Genomic DNA, 20428 nt, shown 5'->3' with positions numbered 1-20428 from the left:
GACGGTGCCCGTGCCGCACAGGGGTGTCACCGCCGGGGGGAAGGTGCTTACCGGGTGGGACGGGCAGCGCCGGTGCTACCGAATGTTGTACGGCATGGTGGGGAACCAACCGTAGTCGAACATGGCAGGCAGCCGCACATCCCAGTAGACGACCATGAACACGCCCAGCGTGATCAGCAAAGCGCCGGTTACTGCGGCGGTGCGGGCCGGAGTGGCGGCCAACCAGTGGATGAAGCGGCCCCGAGTAAGCACGATGAGCAGGGCGAACAGCGCTGCGACGATCGCGATGTTGCCGAGCGACTGAAGCACGAACGCGCCCGCCCCGTAGAACGGGTTGCCGCTGTCAACCGTCCAGTGGAACAGCTTGTCGAACAGCGGATAGGGCCGACCGATGAGGAACCCGCCGACCAGCGCGCCGAGCACCACGACCCGGGTGGCCGGGCGGTGCGCGAACGGGTCAGGTAGCGTGCCGAGCGCGGCCAGGCCGAGGTAGACGAAGACCAGCCCGATCACGCCGAACACGACCATAGACTGGATCAGGCGCACCGGCAGCCGACCGACCAGATCGGTGGAGAGTTGGGGCAGCCGATCGCCGAGTAGCACGCCGACGAAGCCGTACACCGCGGAGACCGCCACCATTCCCGCGGTGAGCCACCCGACCGGCCGCAGCAGGCCCCGCAGTCCGGCCCGCGTCGCGTCGGCGCCTCCGGCCTGGCTCATCGGCCCCACGGCGGCGGCCATGGCGATGTTGCACGCTGTGAACGTACCGGCTAGACCGGAGACGAATGCGAAGACCAGGCCCGCGACGGTGCCGCCGATGGCGGTGGCCTTCGCGTCGTGGCCCAGCAGGGTCTTGGCGACGTTGTCGCCGATAACGTGGTCGACCAGCTCGTACGACCACAGCACCGCGAGCAGCATCCCCGCCGCGACGCTGCCCAGGACGACCCGCCCTGGTGCGCGTGGGCGGGCCGGCGCGGTGACACCTACCCCGTGCCCTCTTCCAGTAAGCGTCATGGATGGAGTATGGGTACCAGTTCCTGGTCTACCTTCTCCCGGATTGCCGAATCGACGGTGGCAAGACGGCAATCTGGAACAGTGCCGGAGCCTCGGTATCCTCCATCGTGGAGGTATGTCGGTCACTCCGCACCAGTGGCATCGCGTCCGTAACTCCGTGCCCGCCGTCCTGGGGCGGCTGCTTGACCTCGTCGAGAAGGCTCCAACCGACCGGCTCGTCACCGCGCGGTGGAGTGCGGCCGACACGATGGCGCATCTGGCCGGCGCGGCCGCGATGGGCCTGGCCCTCGTCAGGAACACCCCGCCCGACCTGCCGGTGCCCGCCCTGCTCACCCTGCGTGAAGACATCACCGTGGACACCATTTCGTTGATGAACGCCCAGGTGCTGCGGGACTACACCGAACGGCGGATGCCGGTCCTGGCCGCCCGCCTGCGCACCGACGTCGAGGAGATTCTCCGGGTAGCCGAAGGGACCGGCCCGGAGCACGAGGTGTCGTGGCTCGGTGGTGCGCGGCTGCCGGTCATCGGACTGCTGGCCCACCTGCTCAACGAGATGAACATCCACGCCTGGGACATCGCCCGCGCACTGCGGGTGCCCTGGGTCATCGACCCCGCAGACGCCGCGCTCTTCGTCGACCACTTCCTGGTCGGAATGACCCGCCATGGCTACGGCAGGCTGCTGGACCGCGACGGTCCGGTGCACCCGGGACGCATCTCGGTCACCATCCGGCACATGTTCGGCCCCGAGGTCACCCTGGCCCTGGTCGCCGGCCGGGTGACCGTGGAAACGCCCGACCCCCGGCCGGACGTCCGGATCGCCTTTGATCCGACCGTCTTCACCCTGGTCCTGTTCGGTCGGGTACACCGCTTCCGAGCCATGCTCACCCGCAAGGTGTCCGTGAGCGGCCGGCGGCCCTGGTTGCTACCCGTCTTCATGCGGACCATGCGTCCGCCGCCCTGACCCTGCCCGGCCCGGTTTCACCCGAAACGGCTCCGCTGATCCACCTGCGGGTCTGCCAGCGGTGGCACGCCCATCCGGAGCGACGGGCCGATCCGACGGACGTGTGGGGACAACCCGGGCTGGTCACCCCGGACATCTACACCGAGCTCTACGGCCGGATCTTGTGCGGTAGCTTGACACTTCCTGCCGTGCTTTCGGATGGAGGATCATGATGGCCGGAGATCTGGCAGATCTGAAGGCTCGCGCCGAGAGGCTCCGCGAGCTCCACGGCGGAGAGATGCTCGTGCTGCCGAATGTCTGGGATGCGGCCAGTGCGACGGTCGTGGCCGAGGCAGGGTTTCCCGCGATCGCTACTGCCAGCGCTGCGATCTCGGCGATGCTCGGTCACGCCGACGGCGAGCGGGCGCCATGGCAGGAGATGTTCGCTGCGGCCGGGTGGGTCGCGCGGGCGGTGTCGGTCCCCGTCACCGTGGATGCCGAGGCGGGATACGGCATGCGGCCGCGTGACCTGGTGGACCGGTTGCTGGGCATCGGCGCGGTCGGCTGCAACCTGGAGGACACCGACCACCGCGCGGGTGGCCTCGTCGAGGCCGGCGCGCAGGCCCAATGGCTCGCCGCGGTGCGCTCCGCTGCGGACGATGCCGGTGTCCCGATCGTCATCAACGCCCGCGTCGACACCTTCCTTTCCACCAGCGGGACACCTGAGCCTGATCGGTTGACCGAGGCGGTACGTCGGGGCCGGCTCTACCGGGAGGCCGGTGCGGACTGCATCTACCCCATCGGGGTGCGCCACAGGCGCGACATCGCCACCCTCGTCAGGGAGATACCCGGCCCGGTCAACGGCAACACCGGCGAACACCTGGACCTGGTCACGCTCCGGGAAGTGGGCGTGGCACGAGTGTCCTACGGGCCCCGCTTCCACCGTGCGGCCATGGCCAACCTCAAAGCCACCATCCAGGAGCTGCTGGGCTGACGGTGGCAACTGCTCGGATGCTGAAGGAATGCCCTGCGGTGCTTCCCAGCCGACATCGCAGAGTTACTTCCGGTCCGGTCGGCCGTCCGCCAGGACGAGGGCCAGGCCGACGGTGTGCCAAACCAAGCACTTCCGCAGCGCCCGCATCGCGGTGCGCACGTTGCGGAAGACGTAACCGGCTGTGTCTTCGCCGATGATCGTTCGTCACCAGCAGGGTCGAGCAGGCTGGTGCTCGGAATGTCGCCGCTGGCGAACCCCGGCGGTGATGAGGCGTCCCTCCTGGACAGGCTGTGGAGAAGCACGCGACGCGGTGCTCGCCGCTCAAGATCCCAGCTTCGAGAAGGGCGGTTCCGCAGCCGGCATCCGCTGCGGGCCTTGGGCCGAAGGCTAGAACATCCGCTCCTGGGGGTTGCATCGGCCAGGCGGTCGTGGCGGCGGTCAGCCGCCGGACCAGGTTGGCCGTGGAGACGGCGGGGCGTGGCACGTTTCCGTACGCCGATCGCGTTGTCGGTCATCGGCGCCGCGGTGACCACCGCTGGGCGACGTGCAGCACCTGCCCATCGCCCAGCGGTTGCCGACTGCCCGACCGATGGTCGGTGGCGGCTTCCGGTCGTCAGCCGTTCCTGACCCGGCCTGGATGGACGACGTCGATGACCGCGGTGACCGGACCCACCTCGGTCATGCCGCTGACGATCACCTCACCCGGCGTGTCGGTCGCCCCGGCCGGCAGCGCCTGCCAGCGGACGGGGAGGCTGGTGACGGTGTTGTTGGCGGTGGTGAGCACGCGGACGGAAGGCGGCAGCACCGGGGTGCCCTTGGCCACCGTGGTGGTGTAGACGGTGTCTTCGACGATGTGCTTGGCCTGGCTGGCGTTGAACACGTTGATGGACGCGTGTGGCTCCCACGTGTTCGTCAGCTCGGGAACGGCCCGGAACATCGTCTGCCAGCCCGCCGGTTCCCAGACCAGCACGCCGATGCCCTGGTTGTTCACCACGTCGTTGGCGGCCTGGAAAACCCGCTGGATCGCGTCTGCCTGGCCCTGGACGGTACGCGGGAAGGGCGAGTTGGGCATCGGCGCGCCGCCACCGCCGGACGCGGGGTAGGAGGTCTCCGCGACCTCGACCTCGTAGTCGGGGTACGTGGTCGCCATGGTGTGCAGGTTCCGCTCCAGCGCCTCCGGCGTACCGTGCCACTCCGAGTAGTACGAGATGGCCAGTACGTCCGGGTTCTGACCCTTCGCCTTCACCCGGGTGAGGAACTGGTGCCAGAACTCCATGGTCTTGGCGAGCCGGTCGGTCCCGACGATCACATGGATTTCCACCTTCGAGGTGGGTGACGTGTCGCGGACGGCCTTGATCCCGGAGGCGGCCAGGGTGGTGAACCGATCCCACGCCTCGTTGTAGAGCTGCTGCTCGACCGGGTTCGTCGACCCCCAGTACCGCCACAGCAGGCCACCGCCGGGCTTCGACTGGTAGATGTCGGCCTGGTTGGCGAAGTACGGCGGATTGGTGGTGCCGATGAGGGCCGCCTCGCTGCCGTACATGAAGCCGTTGATGATCTCATTGCCGACGGCGACCTTGTCCGGCGTGGTGCCCTGCTGGATCAACCGACGGAGGTAGTCGGCGGAGAAGTCGTACACCGCCTGGTTGAGATCGTCGAACTCCAACTCGGCCCAGGCGCGCGGTTTGGGTTGCTTGCTCGGGTCGGCCCATGAGTCCGCGTAGTGGAAGTCGATGCCGAGGCCCATGTCCCGTTGCTTGATCCACCGCGCTGAATCGAGGGAGCGCTCCGGGCCCTGACGGGGGATCGGCGTCGGTTCTCCGTTGCTCTCGTTCCTGGGCTCGTTGAAGATTCGCAGTCGGGCGTACTCCATGCCGCGATCCTTGGAGACGTCGAGCAGGTGCGGCCCGGCCCCCTTGTCGGCGGCCAGGGGGTCGACCCAGTACTGCCGGGTCTGGAAGTCGTCCACCCAGGACATGTCGGCGCCGAGGATGAGATCGTCGCGTAGGTAGTTGAAGACCTGGATCTCGCTGACACCGACGTTGGCGCGGCCCGACACGTCGGTGAACGTGAGCCGGACGAAGCGCGTTCCCGGGCGGGTGAACAGGTGCACCGCCCCCCGTGACGCGACCTGGTTGCGGGAATTGTTGGCGATCGTTCCCCACCGGCGCCCGTCGGATGATGCCTCGACGACGTACCGGTGCACCGCGTCCCGGTCCGGGAAGATCACCTTGACCTTGCGGAGGTTGTCGTAGGCGCCGCCAAGGTCGACGGTCAGCCGATGGGGGGCGCTGCGGCGGTCCGCGTACCAGGACGTCGTCGGGTCGCCGTCGATGGCCAGCCGGGCGGTGGACGAGTCGCTGCTCGCCGTCGCCGAGGCCCAGTACTTGGCGGCGATGTTGCTCTCGATCGGCTTGATGTCCGCGGTCCCGAAGACCGCCTGTGCCGGGGTGGGCGCCGCGAGTATCGCCGTGCTCACCAGTGTCGTGAGTGCGGTGATGCCCACGGCGCTGCGGGCGGGGTGCCTTGTCCTCATGTTTTCTCCTAACCCGTACGGGCTCTGGCGTGAAAACCCTGCTCCCGGTCGGTACGGACTTGGTCGCGTCCGTCGACCACCTGTCTCGCCGGTTGTCGGATGCGCGGTTACCCGGTCGGTGCGCCGGCCGACAACCCGAACACTCGCGGGGCGCCGACGTCAGGTCAGACCACGACGTTGTCGACCTGAAGTGTCTGGACCGAGGCGGCGGCGAAGGGAACCCGGAGTACCCTCTTGCTCGATCGGATGTCCTGGCGGTTCGTGTACCGGTCACTGCCGGCCGGGACGGCGGACCACCTCGGCACCACGCCGCCTGTCCCGCCGGTCACCTGAGCACAGCGGGACAGGTCGAAGGTCAGCGTCTGTGCGGCTCCGGTGTTGACTGCGACGATCACGAGCTGGCGGGCGACGCGGTCGTAGGCCGCGGGCGCGTACCCCACGCCAGTGTCGATGATGACCGCCGACCCTCCCGGTGACACTGCTGCCTGGCGCGGGTCACTGTGCTGGCTAACCGGTGTGGACATGGGGCAACCTCCGAAGCGGTCTGCGTGACCAGGGAGCTGGGCGTGCAGATCGGTGCCGTGTGGCCGGGTGCAGCGTCATGTTGTTCTTCCGGGCGAGGAATCGGAAGTCCGCCTCCGCATAGAGCGTTACCTTTCATGGCTCGTCACCTGGCGCCCGACAGGCCGTTCTCCCGGAACCAATTCGGACGCCAGACGCCCGGAGTGAACGAGGACGCTGACTCAGCGGCCGTCGTTAGCCCCTGGGCACACGTAGCACGTAGCGTGCCGCACGGACCGATAACTGTCAATCGATGAAACGCCAGGTTGGGTCACCCGCAAACCGGAGTTCGGAAAGCGCTGCCAGCCCATCGCGCACGGGCTGACATCCGTGCCCGCCAGGCGCACGAGGCCACCGACGGAACACCTGCGAGGGATCGTTGGCCCGTGGCCGGCGACGTGAGGTGCCGCTGTCGGCAATGGACGGAGGGATCGCGTCCGGGGTGGTTGGTCGGAAGCGACTGGTGGTGCAGCCAGGCGCTGAGGGCCGGTCGGGAGGCGGGGACCCCGAGCGAGCCCGCCGCTATTCTAGTGCTAGAATAGCGGCCATGTCCCTCTCGTTGACCGATGCGGAGCTGACCGTGCTCGGCCTGGTGGCCGAGAGGCCCCGGCACGGCTACGAACTGGAGGCGGTCATCGATGCTCGGGGCATCCGGGAATGGGCGGCGCTGGGCTTTTCGTCGATCTATTACGTCCTTGGTCGGCTGGAGTCACGCGACCTGGTCTCAAGTACCCGACCGGACGGCACGGCAAAAGGCCGCCGCGTCTATGCCGCCACGCCCGCCGGCTTGCGAGTGCTGGCAGAGGCGACCCGACGAGCGCTCTCAGAGCTGCGCCCGGCTCACCCATCAGTGCTTGTCGGTCTGGCCAACAGCTCGGTACTCCCCGGGCGGGAGGTCATCGACGCGTTGCGCGAGCGGGAAGCCAGGTTGACGGAGCGCCTCGCTGCGATCCAGGCAACCCGGGCAGCGCAGGAGCCGGTCGCGGACTTCGTGGCCGCCATCTTCGACTACGGCGCCACCCAGCTGCGAGCCGAGCAGGACTGGATCGCCACCACGATAGGAATCCTGGAGAGGGCCATGACGAAGTCGGACATCAAGCGGGACCGTAAGGACCTCTACGCGCCCCGCGCCGGCAGCTTCCAGCTCGTGGACGTGCCCCCGCTGCCGTACCTGATGGTCGACGGGGAGGGTGATCCCAATACGGCAGAGTCCTACCAGGATGCCGTCACGGCGTTGTACGCCGTTTCGTACACGCTGAAGTTCGCCAGCAAGCAGCGGCTCGGCCGGGACTACGTTGTTGCTCCGCTGGAGGGCCTGTGGTCAGCGGATGATCCGTCCGTGTTCCTGACCCGGGCCAAGAGTGAGTGGCGATGGACCATGATGATCACCCAGCCTGATTGGATCACTGCTGCCATGGTGGACGAGGCGATCCGGCTGGCCGCCACCAGGAAACACCTGCCGGCAGCGGACACGATACGGTTCGAGCGGTACGCCGAGGGGTTGTCCGTGCAGGTGCTGCACGTCGGGCCGTACGACGACGAGGGTCCGGTGCTCGAGCGCCTCCACCACGAGTTCATGCCGGCCAACGGCCTCACGTTCAACGGGCCGCACCACGAGATCTATCTCGGCGACCCGCGAAAGAGCGAGCCGGCGAAGCTGCGGACGATCCTCCGTCAACCCGTGGCCCGCCTGTAACCACCAGGCTGGAGGTAGGCGCAGTCGGGTACGGCCCGGCCGTGCGCTCGGCCGCTCTGTACCACCCAGCCGTCGAGGCATTCACGGGCCGGACCCGGCCGCAGCGTCGAGTGACCACCCATTCCATGCTGAGCATGCCGGGCTACGAAGCGACGACCCAGGGGCTGGTGGCGATGGTGCCGGTTGTCCCGAGGTCGACGCCGGCTTGCGGGGTCAGCAACTGCGTTGGCTGGCCAGCGGCCGGAGCCACCTCGATGTGAACGCCGGTGGTCGCGGGCACGGACGAGTCCGTTACCGTGTTCCGCCAGACCAGGACTGCCGTCGCCTCGCCGCCTGGGGCCAGTGTCCCGGGCTGCGGTGCATCGTCGAAGCCGTCGATCCGTGAGATATTCGAGGTGCCCTCGGCGATGGTGAGCGTCAGCGGCTTCCGGTCGGCGTCGAGCACACGTAGCGCCGGGTGGCCGTTCACCGCGTAGGGCATTTTGCCGCAGTTCACCATCGTCACCCTCATTGCGCGCAGGCCGGAGGCGGCCTCCACCTGCCCCGCCGTCAATGCCACGCCGGACGTCAGGCATTCCGGCCCGCTGCTGACGCCGGGGGTCGGTGGTGGGGGCGGAATGGGTACCGGCTCCGCGTCACAGGCGGTGAGCAGAAACACGGTGGACGCGGCAAGCAGACAGGAGCCGGTTGATGTGCGCATCCGACGATTCTTCAGTATTGAACCCCTTTCATCCTGAACGGCGGGGGCGTTGGACGGTTGCCAGCGCGAGGTCGGCCTGCCGCCCCTCGTCCCTCCGTGGGCTGCGGTTGGCCTCGTGGCCCGGTTATGCGTGTGGTTCGCGTAGGCCAACTGCGTCGTGGCGCCAGAACGGCTCTGAGTAGACCAGCGTCCCGGTCATCCATGATTCATACCGTGGAAGGCGGATGACCTGGAAGGCGGCGTCGGGGATGCGCAGGGACGGCTTGCGGAAGCCGTGATCACCGCCGGGCAAGAAGCCGAACCGAGCGTAGTAGCCCGGATCGCCCTCCAGGAAGACGAGCGGGGCCTGCCGCTCCGCCACGGTCTTGATCCCCTCGTTGATCAGTGCCGAGCCGACGCCCTGTTTCTGGTACTCCGGGGTCACCGCCAACGGGCTGAGCACCTGCACCTCAACCAGACGTCGTGGGGCATCGAGCACGCTGCGGGTGAACATGATGTGTCCAATGACCTGGCCTGCGTGCTCGGCGACAAGCGAGAGGCCATTGCAGGTGGCAATGGTGTCGCGCAGGGCGTCCACGAGGTCGGCGACGACGGTGCCGTGGTCACCGAACGCGCCCATGTGGACGTCCCGCACGATCTTTCTGTCGCGGGGGAGTTCTTCTCGAAGGTTCACGCCCGGAGGGTAGAGTGCGCTGCTGCCGCCGCACATGCGTTTATTGAGCGGTTTCACCGCGGGTGGCGGGCGGTGTCGGTGTGGTGCAGGACGAGGATGGACTGCCGGCCGGCATCGAGGCGCCACCACCGGCCCCCGACGCCGGGCGCGTTCGGCGCGGATGAGGTCGGCCAGGTGGTTCAGGGCACGGCTGGACAGCGCGACCGTCGAGGGGCAGGACAGCACATGCTGCGCCGGGTTCGCCAGCCGCAGGCGTGACGACGTGGAGGCGTTGGTCAGCGACGTCTGGCGCGGGTTGTCGTCGTGAAGTGGTCGGTGCCCCCGCGGTGCACTCGCGCTCGGGGGGCACCGCCCACGGAATCGCGGCGGGTGACGAGCCCCCCTGATGCGCAGGCCGAACCGGCCTGTTGCCCCCTCGCCGGCGGTCCTCCCAGCGCGACGTTGCGCGGGTGAGGACAAGGCCTTGCGTATCCCCCGTTTTCGTCCCCCGGGCCGCGATCAATGCCCGGCGCACAGCGGCACTTCGGGCCTATGTTGAGGCCAGGGACACCTATTGCGAGACCGAAGTTGTCCGCTACGGTGTCACTGCCAGCGTGGCCGGGCGTAGCCAGTCAATCACGCAGCCGCAACAGCCGCAACTATGGTTGTGAGCCGGCTTCGCCTCGCTGAGTCGCGCATGGAGGACGTCAGCTGGGGGTAGGGATGGCCCATTCGGGCAATTCGAGCGGATCGGCGTCCTTCTCGAACCGGTTGCGCCGGCTGTTGGCGCAGCACAAGAATCCGCGAACGGATGCGCCGTACACCCCAGACGAGGTCGCACGAGCAACTGACCTGTCTGCCGGTTATATCCGATACCTCCTTAGTGGAGCGCGGGACAACCCGACGATGGCGACCATCAGGCAGCTGGCGAGGTTCTTCCAGGTCGATCCGAATTACTTCTTCGGAGCTGACGACGATGACCCGGACCTGGAGACGATCACATGGGCTGCGCGCCGGCTGCCCCCGGGCCTACCTCGGGCAACGCTGCGCAAGATAGTTGAGCAGGTGGTGCAACTGGAGGGGGGCCGGCAGTCGGGCGCCGCCGAGGGTTCAGCGAAGTAGGAGATACGTCGGGAGCGAGACGAGAGCACCCACAAAAGCGCCAACAATCACCTGGCTGGTGCTGTGCTCGCGCAGTCGCACGCGTGACCATGCGACAAGGGGCACCAGCAGCGCGACTGCGAGGAGCGCAGGACCGAACTCGACCGCCAGCACCGCCGCGGAGCCCGCTGCCACCGCCGCGTGGATGCTCATTTTCCACACGAGGTTGGCGAGCGTCACCACCAAACCGAGGACGAACATCACGACCACCATCGCGGTGACAGAACGGGGGGCTGCAAAACTGATCATGACGGTGAGTCCGACGAGGACGGACAGCAAACCGTAGATCAGCGGGGTCCTGCGCTGCTGTCGGACCCTGATGTGGTGATCCGTCAGGCGTCCTCGGCGCACCCCCCACCAGATGAGGCTGTTGGGGATAACGGCGCAGAACAGCGTTCCGACGAGGGCCCAGCCGAGGCCGGCGGCGATGGACGCCGTGGCGTGGACGCCGATGATGATCGGCATGACTGCTGCCAGAGGCACAGGTGCGAGCAGTTCGGTCACCACCCGGGCGGCGCGGTCGGCGGGGGAGTGGTTGGGAGCTGGGGCGGTGGCTTGCACGCTCGACATTGTGCCCGGAACCAACCCGCGCCCTGCCGGTGGCTGGTGCCTGGCGGGCGCGATGGCGCAGCTTTCACGAATCGGGGCAGCTTACGACACCCATGCGGACCATAGCGCCAGGTGATGACCGTCTTTGGCGGGACCTGTTTCGTGGAAGTTCCACGAAACAGATCTTGTAGGGCTCTCCTCGGCGGTGTCTGCCTGGTTATGCTGCGTCCCTGCGCTGCTGGACCTTGGGGGTGGGTCAGCCGGGAGAATTGGTGCGCGATCAGGTGAAGGCTGCGAGCGGCCGGCACCGAGGACGTCCGGGACCCGCACGGGGAGTGGCAGGCCATGTGGCGCGAGAAGCGTCGGGTACACCATCTGTTGCGTCGGCTGGACATCGAACTGCCGACACCGCTGACCGTCGACGCGCTGGTGTCAGCCTTGATGGAAGCGCGCGGACGCCGAATTCAGCTTGCGGCCATGAGCATCGACGTGCAGTCACCCTGCGGTCTGTGGATAGCGACCGCGGAGACTGATTACGTCCTCTATGGTGCGGACACCTCGCCTGTGCTCCAGGTCCAGACAATCTTGCATGAGCTGATGCATATCGGCCTGCGGCACGTGGGTGCGGGAATCGCCGACGTGAGGGAGCAGCTCTCGGACGTCGCCGGTGGGGTTGGGGCGACGGCGATGCGGTCGAGGTCCATGGACTCGTGCGGCGTCGACCAGGAGCATGGCCGAGCTGCTTGCGACCTACCTCGGTGCACGGCTGAGCGGTCCGGACCGCAGTGTCTCGTTTGACGGGCTGGAGCGTGAGCAGGCCGCTGTCATGTACCGCTGCCGCTGCCGCCGCCGGCGAGGCCGCAGCGATCCTGGTCGCGGTGCGACGATTGGCATCGTGCCGCCCAGGGCCGGACATGGCCGATCCAGGCCTGCGGCCGCAGTCGTCAACGGCGGTTCAGGCTGACGTGGAGGCGGAGGCGCGGCGGCTCGCGTTGATCTCTGTCGCGTTGTCGGCCGAGGTGGTGACGGGCACCGCGGCTCAGCTCGTCGCTGCACCGGATTCGGGGTAGGTGTGCCGCGCTCACCCATACCGGGTCCGCCCCATGATGCCGGGTATCTCGACAGGGCGCGTTCCGAACACACATATCCGAGGCTCGTCCTTACTGGAGGATCAGTGACTTCTTCCATCCGCTGGATCTCGATCGACTGTGCCGATCCGTACCCACTGTCGCGGTTCTACGGTGCCGTGACCGGGTGGCCAACCGACGACGAGGACCGTCCCGGCCACGACGAGTGCGCCGTGCTGCCGTCCGCGCCGGGACATCCCGGCCTGTTGTTTACCCGCGGGCCGGAGGCGAGGACCGGCAAGAACCGGCTACACCTGGACCTGCAGCCGATCGACCGCACCCGAGACGAGGAGGTCGACCGGGTCATTGCCCTCGGCGCCACGCTGATCGCTGACCGGCGGGGTCGAGGGCAGGGCTGGGTCGTGCTCGCCGACCCGGAGGGCAACGAGTTCTGCATGAACACCAGCCCTGCCGAGCGCGGCGCGCCTGGGTGACGACGGCCCAAGCCAGGGCCTCGCCTCGGGTTGGGCTCAGGTCGGCGGGCAGGGCTGGCGGCGCAAGGCCCGGTCGGGCTGGCCCTCGGCGTGCCACGCCGGGTTGAGCGCCAGCGGTAGGGGTGGTGCCTGCCACGCCCCGGCGACCCCTTCGAGGATCGTGTATTCCCAGCGGGTCTCGTCGGGAACGGGTTTGCCGGTGATGTGGTCGGCCACCATGGCCAGCACGCGCGGTTGTTGGAGCAACTGACCGTGCAGACCGACCACCTCGACCACGGGAATCTCGGCGTTGAGTTCCGCCGGGACCGCGATGGCGTCGCTCAACGGCAGGATCGCGATCAGCCGTACGCCCCGCACCGGGCAGAGCATCTCGTTGCGGTAGAACGGTGCATCGTCCTGCAGCGAGCGGATGAACGGCTCCTCGGGATCGTCCCGTAGGGTGGCGCCGACGCCGATCAGCGCGAACATGCCCCGCAGTTGCCAACCCGTCGCGATGCCCCAGCCAGTGCCGACGTGCGGCGGTGGGTAGTAGACCCGGCCCGCCCGCAGAACGTGGCTGAGCATGACCGCCGAGTCGACCGCCGGGTGCCGCATGCGCTCCAGGTAGTAGCGGACGACCAGCGCTCCCTCGCTCTGCCCGACCAGTGCCACCGGCTGACCGGTACGCGTGTACAACCGCTCCACCTGCTCGGCGAGCAGGTGGGCGCTGGCAGGCAGGGACTGGTGCGTGTCGATCGGCGCATAGGGCAGCGGTCGGCCTTGCTCATCGGTGCCCCGGTACGAGAAGCGCACCACGGGTGGTTCGGCCTTCTCCGGCTCGCCGCGGTAATCGGAGTCGTAACCACCGAGAAAGATCACCGTGTGCCGGAGGTCCCCGAACTCCGGTAGGCGCTGAATGGGCGCGGTCGCCTGGGCGGCGCCACGGGCGCCCCCGGCCTCGATCTCGTCGAAGAAGAACAGCGGGGCCAGGGTCAAGGCGACGACCAGCGGGACAACCGGAACGCGGCTCCACCGTACCCGTTCGGGCAGCACCGCGGCCCGCACCTTGCGCTGCCAGAGCAGTCCGTTGACCACGCCGGTCGCGCCGGCCGCCGGCACCGTCCACCCGTCCGGCACGGACCAGACGAGCACGGCGCCCACCGAGAGGGTCACGAAGTTGAGCAGCGACCAGCCGACCAAGCCGGCCGACGGCAGGCCGCGCCACCAACCGGGCACGATGCCGCCCCGCTGCAGCCACGGCGCCAGGATCAACAGCGGAAACAGCTCCATGAGCTGGAACCAGGCCAGGGACACCTCGGCGGCGACCACGGCCATCGCCGCCCACGGCAGGAGAACCAGGTGCGCTACCGCCGAGTAGACCAGATTACGACGGGACAGCTGGCGAAACGACGGCCGTGGGCGCTCCGCCGGCCAGGCCAGCGCGATCAGCGCGGCGGCGAACAGCCCTCGGAGCACGATGACACCCGGCAACAGGACGGTGAACATCGCCCAGGAGTTGTGGTACACCAGCACCCAGCGCAGGTCGAAGAACGAGGCGTACGGCGAGATCGCACTGGCCTGGGGCGCCAGACCGAGCGCCGAGGTGAAGTCGACCGCCACCAGTACGCCCGCCACGGTCGCCGCCGGTACCGCCGTCAGCATCAGCAGCCACAGCAGACGTACCCACTCGGGACGCACCCTTCCTCCTCCCCAGCCGCGCCGAATGGCCGGAACGCCGCGCATCCGTCCTCATCCCGCCCGGCCGCAATCCCGCCCGGCCGCAATCCCGCCCGGTCACAAGATCACCCGCGAGTACCCGCGCAGCAGCCGAACATTCAGGTGTCGCCGCACCTGCCAGAGCGGGCCTGCGGTTTCCCAGGTGACCCGATCAGGACTAACTGCCCCGGAAGCGGGAAGGCTCGCGCGACTCGTGAGGGGGTGCCGTGGAGGTTGGCGTGGTGGTCGGCGTGTTGATCGTGCTCGCCGTACTTGCGTTGCTCGGCGCGCTGAGCATCCGGATCGTGCAGCAGTACCAGCGTGGTGTCGTGTTCCGGTTCGGCCGGGTCGTGGCGCCGGTCCGCGAGCCCGGTCTGCGGCTGATCATTCCGGTCGCCGACCGCATGGTGCGGGTCAGCATGCAGACGACGGTGATCGACGTGCCGGCGCAGGGCGCGATCACGCGGGACAACGTGACGCTCACCGTGGACGCGGTGGTCTACTACCGGGTGGTGGATCCGGTCAAGGCCCTGGTGAACGTACGCCAGTACCCGGCGGCCGTGCTCCAGATCTCGCAGACGGCGCTGCGGTCGGTGATCGGCAAGGTCGACCTGGACACCCTGCTCGGCGATCGGGACAAGGTCAACGCCGACCTCAAGTCGGTCATCGACGCGCCGACCGAGGAGCCGTGGGGGTTGAACATCGAGCGGGTCGAGGTCAAGGACGTCGCGCTGCCGGAGGGCATGAAGCGCTCGATGTCCCGCCAGGCGGAGGCCGAGCGGGACCGGCGGGCCCGGGTGATCGCCGCCGACGGCGAGTTCCAGGCGTCCCGGCGGCTCGCCGACGCGTCGCGGGCGATGGCCGACACTCCCGGGGCGTACCAGCTTCGGCTGCTGCAGACCGTGGCGGACGTGGCGGCGGAGAAGAACAGTACCCTGGTGATGCCGTTCCCGGTGGAACTGCTGCGTTTCTTCGACCGGTTCGCCCGTGCCACCCCTGCCGAGGAGCGCCAGGTCGCCGGGGAGCCCACGGTCGCGTCGACCGGCGACGGGCACCGTCGCGACACCGGTCAGCGCACGTAGACGTTTGCCGATCGCGCGGGGGTGGGCTCCGGCTGCACGGCTTCAGCAGAGGTGACGGGTACCTTCTCGGCGCCGATCCGCCGGATACGTTCGGCGCCCCACTGCCCCAAGGGGCTCAGGGCGGCATTGAGCGAGACGCCGTGCTCAGTCAGGGAGTACTCGACCTTCGGGGGCACCTCGCGGTATACCTCACGATGCACGAGCCCGTCCTCCTCCATCTCCCGCAGGTGCTGAATCAGCATCTTCTCGCTGACGCCCGGGAGACCGCGTCGGAGTTCGGCGAACCGGCGTGTCCCGTAGTGGTGCAGCTCCCAGAGGATCAGCGACTTCCACTTTCCGGCGACCACGTCCATCGCCGCATCAATGCCGCAGAAGTAGGGGCCACGCCGTGCTGACGCTGCCATCCGCGTCCTCCAAGGGGCGCTTACCCACAGGTGAGTACCTGACTAATTAGTCGGTACTGGTCAACCCTACCGGCGGTCGAGAGGATCTAGCCGAGCGACGAAGACGAAAAAGGAGCGCAGGATGACAGCCGACAACAGCGTCCAGGTGAGCGTTCTCGGGTTGGGGGCGATGGGTGGCGCTCTCGCCGGGGCCCTGGTGAAGGCCGGATACGCGACGACGGTCTGGAACCGCTCACCGGGAAAGGCGGACGACCTCGTCGCACAGGGCGCGGAAGCCGTCGCCACGGCCGGCGAGGCGGTCCGGGCCGGCCGACTGGTTATCGCGTGCCTGCTGGACCACGCGTCGGTTCACGAGGTGCTTGACCCGCTCTCCGGCGAGCTGGCCGGACGAACCCTGATCAACGTAACCACGACGATGCCGGCTCAGTCACGGCAGTTGGCCGCCTGGGCTGCCGCCGCCGGGGTCGCATATCTGGACGGCGGCATCATGGCTGTTCCGCACATGATCGGCCAGCCCGGGTCATCGATCCTCTACAGCGGATCGGCCGATGTCTTCTACCAGTACAAGCCACTGCTCGACCTGTGGGGAAGCAGTACCTACTTCGGTGAGGATGCCGGTCTGGCGTCCCTCTACGACCTCGCCCTGCTCGCCGGCATGTACGTCATGTTCGCCGGATTCATGCACGGCGTGGCCATGGTCGCGCCGGCCGGCGTGTCGGCGGGCGAGTTCGCTGCCATGGCCACACCGTGGCTGACCGCCATGACCGGCGCCCTCGGAGAGTTCGCCGCAGTCATCGACGGCGGGGACTACACCGTCGAAGGGCAGCAGAGCCTCCAGTTCTCCAGCCTTGGTGACCTCCTGGCCGCCAGCGCCGGCCAGGGCATCAGCACCGAGGTGGTCGCCATGGTCCAGCGGCTCATCCAACGCCAGATCGATGCGGGCCACGGAAACGAGGGCTTCGCCCGGATCATCGAGAGCATCAAGCATCCGGGCTGAGCGTTCCCCCGCACGGGCGTGGGATCACGCTCGCCTGCTGTCACTTCGGTCGATCGGCTGTGGTGAGGGGATGAAGGGCGTCCACTCCCGGGCACCTACCGTTCCAGGGGCGGCGGTAGGTGCCCGGGGGCGCCCTTTCTAGACGGGCATCAGGTGGAAGCGCTGGCAGATGTTGTCCAGCCAGCTCCACTGCTGGACGTTGGTGCCGTCGGGTAGGGCGCAACCGGCCAAATCTAGGGCCCTGCCGCTGTGGCGGGCGACCAGGCGCACCGAGCCGTCAGCGAGCGGCTGCACCCGCCACCGGCTGCACGTACCGCTGCAGGCGTTCTGTTGGACGTTGGCGCCGTCGGCGGTGGCGGCCCCCGCGACGACGAGGCAGCTGCCGGTCGCGTGGGTCGGCACGACGCGGTAGTAGCCGTTGTCGGTGTGGGTGAACGCGCGACCGGCGGGGGCTGCACCCTACGGGCGATGCGGTGCTGGGCAGTCTTAACGGCGACCGGCCCCCAGGTCAAGAGGTTGTCGCGTCCCTGGTCGAGAGGGTGACCCGGCAGCCGTGCCGGTCCGGGTCGGCGCGGCCGCGGGTGAGCCCCTCACACCGCACCACTCCGCGGCCGGATTCGACGGCCGGGCGCCGGCGTACAGGTCTCGGCCGAGGCGCCCGCGCCCCGTACGCCGGCGCTGCGGCGGCGGGCAAGGGATGAGGGGACCATGGATCATTGTGGTGGGAACTCACACGGTCTGTGTGGCCTCGCGGGTTACGGTCACTGGTGCCGGTCGCCGTACTCGGCGCTCTGGTGCGGGGCGCCAGGGGTTGGTTACTTGATGGCCCCTGACATGATGCCGCGGGACAGGGTCCGCTGGAAGATGAGGAAGAACAGGATCGCCGGCAGGATGCCGAGCAGCGCCGAGGCGCTCGTCGTGGTGGCATCCATCAGCCGGTCGCCTTGGAGGACGCCGAGCGCAACCGGCACGGTCTGCTTGTCGTTGGAGATGAGGAAGACAAGGGGGAGGAAAAACTCGTTCCAGGTCCAGATGAAGAAGAACGTGAACAGAACCGACAGGCTCGGCCAGCTGATCGGCACCACGATCCTCCACAGTGTCCGTACCTTGCCGGCGCCGTCGACCGCGGCCGCCTCGAGCATCTCGCGGGGGAAGACGGCGTAGACCGACGACAGCAGGTAGGTGCCGAACGCGCTCTGGATCGCCGTGAAGATGATGATCAGGGCGAGCTGCGAGTTGTAGAGACCGACCTCTTTAGACAGATAGTAGAGCGGGTAGACCAGCGCCTCCTGGGGCAGGAGGTTGGCCAGCAGGAAGAAGACCAGGAACGCGGAACGGCCAGGCACCCGCCCGATGCCCAGCGCGTAGGCGTTGAGCACCGACACGATGACCGCGAGCACCGCCACCGAACCGGCGATCAGGAAGCTGTTGACAAGCTTCTCGCCGAAGTCGACCCGGATCCAGAAGTCGGTGATGCCCCTGAGGTACAAGCCGCCTGGTAGGGAGAGCGGACCGTTGGTGGCGTACTCCTCTGGGCTCTTCACCGCGTTGATCGCGACCAGCGCGAACGGCGCGAGCACGAGCAACACCAGCACCGTGAGCACGGCCAGCACGGCGGACCTCAGTCCCAATCCCCGCCTCATGCGAGGTCCCGCCGCTCGTCCCGGGCCTGGATGCGCAGGAACACCACCGACAGCACCACGATGAGCAGGGTCAGCACGGTGGCGATCGCCGAGCCGTACCCGACCTGGGCCTTCTCGAAGAAGTTCTGGTAGGCGAAGTACGCCGGCACGAGCGTGGCGTTGCCCGGCCCGCCGCGGGTGAGCACGAAGATCTGCCCGAAGATCTTCAGGGCGGCGATCGTCGTGGTCACCAGTACCACGTAGATCTCAGGTTTGATCTGGTGGATGGCAATGCTGGTGAACCGCCGCCGCCAGCCGGCGCCGTCGATGGCGGCCGCCTCGTAGAGCTCCGGGTCGACGCGCTGCAGCCCGGACATGAACATCACGACCGGGTAGCCGACCTGGAACCAGATCATGACGACCATGACGCTGTACAGCGCGAAGGCTGGGTCGCCCAGCCAGTTCTTGGCGAGGGCGTCAAGTCCCGTGTTCGTGAGGATCGCGTTGAGAGCGCCGAAGCTGGGGTGGAGGATCCAGCCCCACACGATTCCCGTCACCGCGACGGGGAGCACCTGCGGCAGGTAGAACCCGGAGCGGAGCGCGCTCGCCGTTCGCGGGCCGATCTGCTTGGTCACGTAGTCGAAGAGGACGGCCGCGAGGACCAGCCCGACCAGCGTCGGGACGACCGCCATCGCCACGATCAGGAAAACGATGTTGCGGAAAGACGTCCGGAAGTTGTCGTCCTCCAGCAGCCGCGTGTAGTTGTCCAGCCCGATCCACTCGGGGGTACCCACTCCCGACCACCGGGTGAAGCTGATGCCCACGTTCATCACCAGCGGCACGACGATGACCAGCAGCGAGAGGAGCGCGCCGGGGATCAGGAAGGCGGCGTACCCCCGATGGGATCTCATTTGCCGAGGCTGGCGAGGTTATCGTCGTACGGTTTGGCGATCTCGTCGAGCACCGCCTCCGGGCTCTTCGTCCCGTTGATCAGGTGCTGGACGCCGGCCACGAGCACGTCGTAGTAGCCGGGCGCCGGCCAGTCCGGGTAGAACGCCAGGCCGTCCGTCGACGAGACCTTGCTGAAGTTGTCGATCAGCTCCTTGCTCTTGGCGTCGGTGATCGCCGCCGGATCGGCCAGCACCGGCACGCCGCCGGAGTTGCCGAGCAGGTTCTGGATCTCCGGCTTCATCGTGATGTCGATGAAGTCGTACGCGAGGCTCTTGTTCTTCGCGTTCTTCGGTACGACCCACAGGTTGCCGCCGGAGCCGGGATGCAGCGTGTTGCCGGGGAAGAGGAACGTGCCCCACTGGAACTTCGCCTCGGCGACGAACCGGCCGTACCACCAGCTGCCGGAAATGACCATCGGAAACTTGCCCTGCGTGAACGCCACGCCCATGTCCTCGGCCTTGATGCCGGCCGAGTTCTCCGCGATGTACCCCTTCTTCACCCAGTCGGCGAACGTGGTGGCCGCGTGGGTGAACTCCGGTCCCTTGAAGTCGACCTTGCCCTTGTAGAGCTGGAAGCTGTCCACAAAAGAGCGGTCCGCCTTGGTGAGGGCGAGCTCGTAAAGGATTTGCTGCGCCGGGTACTCGGCGCCGCCGACCGACAGCGGGGTGACGCCGGCCTTCACGAACGCGTCCATCGCCGCCTCGAACTCGGCGAGCGTCGTGGGCACCTGCACCTTGTGCTTCGCGAAGAGGTCCTTGTTGTAGTAGACCATCACGTACTCGGCGTAGTTGGGCACACCGTACCAGTTGCCGTCGCCCATAATACCCTTGTCGTCGTACCGCGAGGTGGTCTGCAGGCTGGGACCGATCTTGTCCCAGCCGCGCTTGCCCGCCTCCTCGCTGAGGTCGGTGAGCAGCCCCTGGGTCGCGAGCAGGCCGGCGCTCGCGTTGCCCTTGTTGTACTCCATGATGTCGGGCGCCTGGTCCGAGTTGAGGATCATGTTGGCGCTCTGCCGGATCTGTTCGAAGCCCTTCGCCTCGAACTGCACCTTGACGCCCGGGTGAGATGCCTCGAACTGCTTGATCGCCTCGGCCCAGGCGATGCCCATCGCGCTGTTCGGGCCCTCGTAGTGCCAGAGCCGGAGGGTATTGCCGTCGCCAGCGCTGTCGTCGGAGTCGGCGCCGCAGGCGGCCAGGACCAGCGATGCGGCGGCGAGTACGGCAATAGTGCCCGCGCGTATGCGAGAGGTGAACATCGTGCTGCCTCCTCGTGGAACGGTGAGCGGACTGGCCGGCCTGGGGCGACCGTGGTAG

General features: G+C 68.0%; 19 protein-coding genes and 1 pseudogene. 8 read left to right on the top strand and 12 right to left on the bottom strand.

Annotation, left to right across the window (positions count from 1 at the left end):
- Positions 1-75: 75 nt before the first annotated feature.
- Positions 76-1014 (bottom strand): hypothetical protein, encoded by a 939-nt coding sequence (locus E1193_RS02290; protein ID WP_132179715.1) that lies wholly within the window; start codon positions 1012-1014, stop codon positions 76-78.
- Positions 1015-1129: 115 nt separating this feature from the next.
- On the opposite strand from E1193_RS02290, the gene E1193_RS02285 reads away from it, so the two are divergent.
- Both E1193_RS02285 and E1193_RS02280 read left to right on the top strand, forming a co-directional pair.
- Positions 1130-1975: a maleylpyruvate isomerase N-terminal domain-containing protein gene (locus tag E1193_RS02285; RefSeq protein ID WP_132179712.1), complete on the top strand. Its 846-nt coding sequence runs from the start codon at positions 1130-1132 to the stop codon at positions 1973-1975.
- 211 nt (positions 1976-2186) lie between these two features.
- Entirely contained in the window at positions 2187-2948 is a 762-nt protein-coding gene (locus E1193_RS02280; protein ID WP_132179710.1) for an isocitrate lyase/phosphoenolpyruvate mutase family protein, read from the top strand.
- 613 nt (positions 2949-3561) lie between these two features.
- Here the strand turns inward: E1193_RS02280 and E1193_RS02275 are convergent.
- On the bottom strand, positions 3562-5484 hold the full coding sequence (locus E1193_RS02275; RefSeq protein ID WP_132179708.1) for a glycosyl hydrolase 53 family protein: 1923 nt from the start codon (positions 5482-5484) through the stop codon (positions 3562-3564).
- Between the two features lie 164 nt (positions 5485-5648).
- Entirely contained in the window at positions 5649-6008 is a 360-nt protein-coding gene (locus tag E1193_RS02270) for a hypothetical protein (protein WP_132179706.1), read from the bottom strand.
- 584 nt (positions 6009-6592) lie between these two features.
- On the opposite strand from E1193_RS02270, the gene E1193_RS02265 reads away from it, so the two are divergent.
- Positions 6593-7741, top strand: coding sequence for a GyrI-like domain-containing protein (locus E1193_RS02265; RefSeq protein ID WP_132179704.1), 1149 nt, complete (start codon positions 6593-6595; stop codon positions 7739-7741).
- A gap of 142 nt (positions 7742-7883) precedes the next feature.
- Here E1193_RS02265 and E1193_RS02260 read toward each other — a convergent pair whose 3' ends face one another.
- Positions 7884-8441, bottom strand: coding sequence for a DUF4232 domain-containing protein (locus E1193_RS02260; protein ID WP_132179702.1), 558 nt, complete (start codon positions 8439-8441; stop codon positions 7884-7886).
- Between the two features lie 124 nt (positions 8442-8565).
- Positions 8566-9171: an N-acetyltransferase gene (locus E1193_RS02255; RefSeq protein ID WP_243707229.1), complete on the bottom strand. Its 606-nt coding sequence runs from the start codon at positions 9169-9171 to the stop codon at positions 8566-8568.
- 645 nt (positions 9172-9816) lie between these two features.
- Here E1193_RS02255 and E1193_RS33635 point away from each other — a divergent pair.
- Complete coding sequence (locus tag E1193_RS33635; RefSeq protein WP_132179700.1) at positions 9817-10215, top strand: helix-turn-helix transcriptional regulator; 399 nt, start codon at positions 9817-9819, stop codon at positions 10213-10215.
- Here the strand turns inward: E1193_RS33635 and E1193_RS02245 are convergent.
- Positions 10204-10719 carry a phosphoesterase PA-phosphatase gene (locus tag E1193_RS02245; RefSeq protein WP_347877005.1) on the bottom strand — a complete coding sequence of 172 codons (516 nt, stop codon included), beginning with the start codon at positions 10717-10719 and terminating at the stop codon, positions 10204-10206. The two genes, E1193_RS33635 and E1193_RS02245, sit on opposite strands and share 12 nt — an antisense overlap.
- Before the next feature lie 893 nt (positions 10720-11612).
- Between E1193_RS02245 and E1193_RS02240 the strand changes: the two genes are divergently transcribed.
- Positions 11613-11873 (top strand): hypothetical protein, encoded by a 261-nt coding sequence (locus E1193_RS02240; protein WP_132179696.1) that lies wholly within the window; start codon positions 11613-11615, stop codon positions 11871-11873.
- 104 nt (positions 11874-11977) lie between these two features.
- Complete coding sequence (locus E1193_RS02235; protein ID WP_132179694.1) at positions 11978-12364, top strand: VOC family protein; 387 nt, start codon at positions 11978-11980, stop codon at positions 12362-12364.
- 36 nt (positions 12365-12400) lie between these two features.
- Here E1193_RS02235 and E1193_RS02230 read toward each other — a convergent pair whose 3' ends face one another.
- Positions 12401-14041, bottom strand: a complete 1641-nt coding sequence (locus E1193_RS02230) for a hypothetical protein (RefSeq protein ID WP_132179692.1) — start codon at positions 14039-14041, stop codon at positions 12401-12403.
- Positions 14042-14286: 245 nt separating this feature from the next.
- On the opposite strand from E1193_RS02230, the gene E1193_RS02225 reads away from it, so the two are divergent.
- Positions 14287-15141: a slipin family protein gene (locus tag E1193_RS02225; RefSeq protein WP_132179690.1), complete on the top strand. Its 855-nt coding sequence runs from the start codon at positions 14287-14289 to the stop codon at positions 15139-15141.
- Here the strand turns inward: E1193_RS02225 and E1193_RS02220 are convergent.
- Entirely contained in the window at positions 15129-15545 is a 417-nt protein-coding gene (locus E1193_RS02220) for a helix-turn-helix domain-containing protein (protein ID WP_132179688.1), read from the bottom strand. The genes E1193_RS02225 and E1193_RS02220 overlap by 13 nt on opposite strands.
- A 121-nt stretch (positions 15546-15666) precedes the next feature.
- Between E1193_RS02220 and E1193_RS02215 the strand changes: the two genes are divergently transcribed.
- A complete protein-coding gene (locus E1193_RS02215; protein ID WP_132179686.1) occupies positions 15667-16542 on the top strand; it encodes an NAD(P)-binding domain-containing protein in 876 nt (291 codons plus the stop codon).
- Positions 16543-16680: 138 nt separating this feature from the next.
- Here E1193_RS02215 and E1193_RS02210 read toward each other — a convergent pair.
- From E1193_RS02210 to E1193_RS02195, 4 genes and pseudogenes are all read right to left on the bottom strand, one after another.
- Positions 16681-16959 (bottom strand): annotated as a pseudogene (locus tag E1193_RS02210) (RICIN domain-containing protein); the annotation flags it as partial.
- Positions 16960-17357: 398 nt separating this feature from the next.
- Positions 17358-18185 carry a carbohydrate ABC transporter permease gene (locus tag E1193_RS02205; protein WP_132179682.1) on the bottom strand — a complete coding sequence of 276 codons (828 nt, stop codon included), beginning with the start codon at positions 18183-18185 and terminating at the stop codon, positions 17358-17360.
- The gene (locus E1193_RS02200; RefSeq protein WP_132179680.1) at positions 18182-19075 is read right to left on the bottom strand and encodes a sugar ABC transporter permease; all 894 of its coding nucleotides are present in this window, start codon (positions 19073-19075) and stop codon (positions 18182-18184) included. Before E1193_RS02200 ends, E1193_RS02205 begins: the two co-directional genes overlap by 4 nt.
- Positions 19072-20370 carry an extracellular solute-binding protein gene (locus tag E1193_RS02195; RefSeq protein WP_132179678.1) on the bottom strand — a complete coding sequence of 433 codons (1299 nt, stop codon included), beginning with the start codon at positions 20368-20370 and terminating at the stop codon, positions 19072-19074. The genes E1193_RS02200 and E1193_RS02195 overlap by 4 nt, the downstream gene beginning before the upstream one ends.
- Positions 20371-20428: the final 58 nt, after the last annotated feature.

The organism is Micromonospora sp. KC606 (assembly GCF_004348675.1).
Classification (GTDB): Bacteria; Actinomycetota; Actinomycetes; order Mycobacteriales; family Micromonosporaceae; genus Micromonospora.
This window is presented reverse-complemented; position numbering and strand designations above follow the sequence as displayed.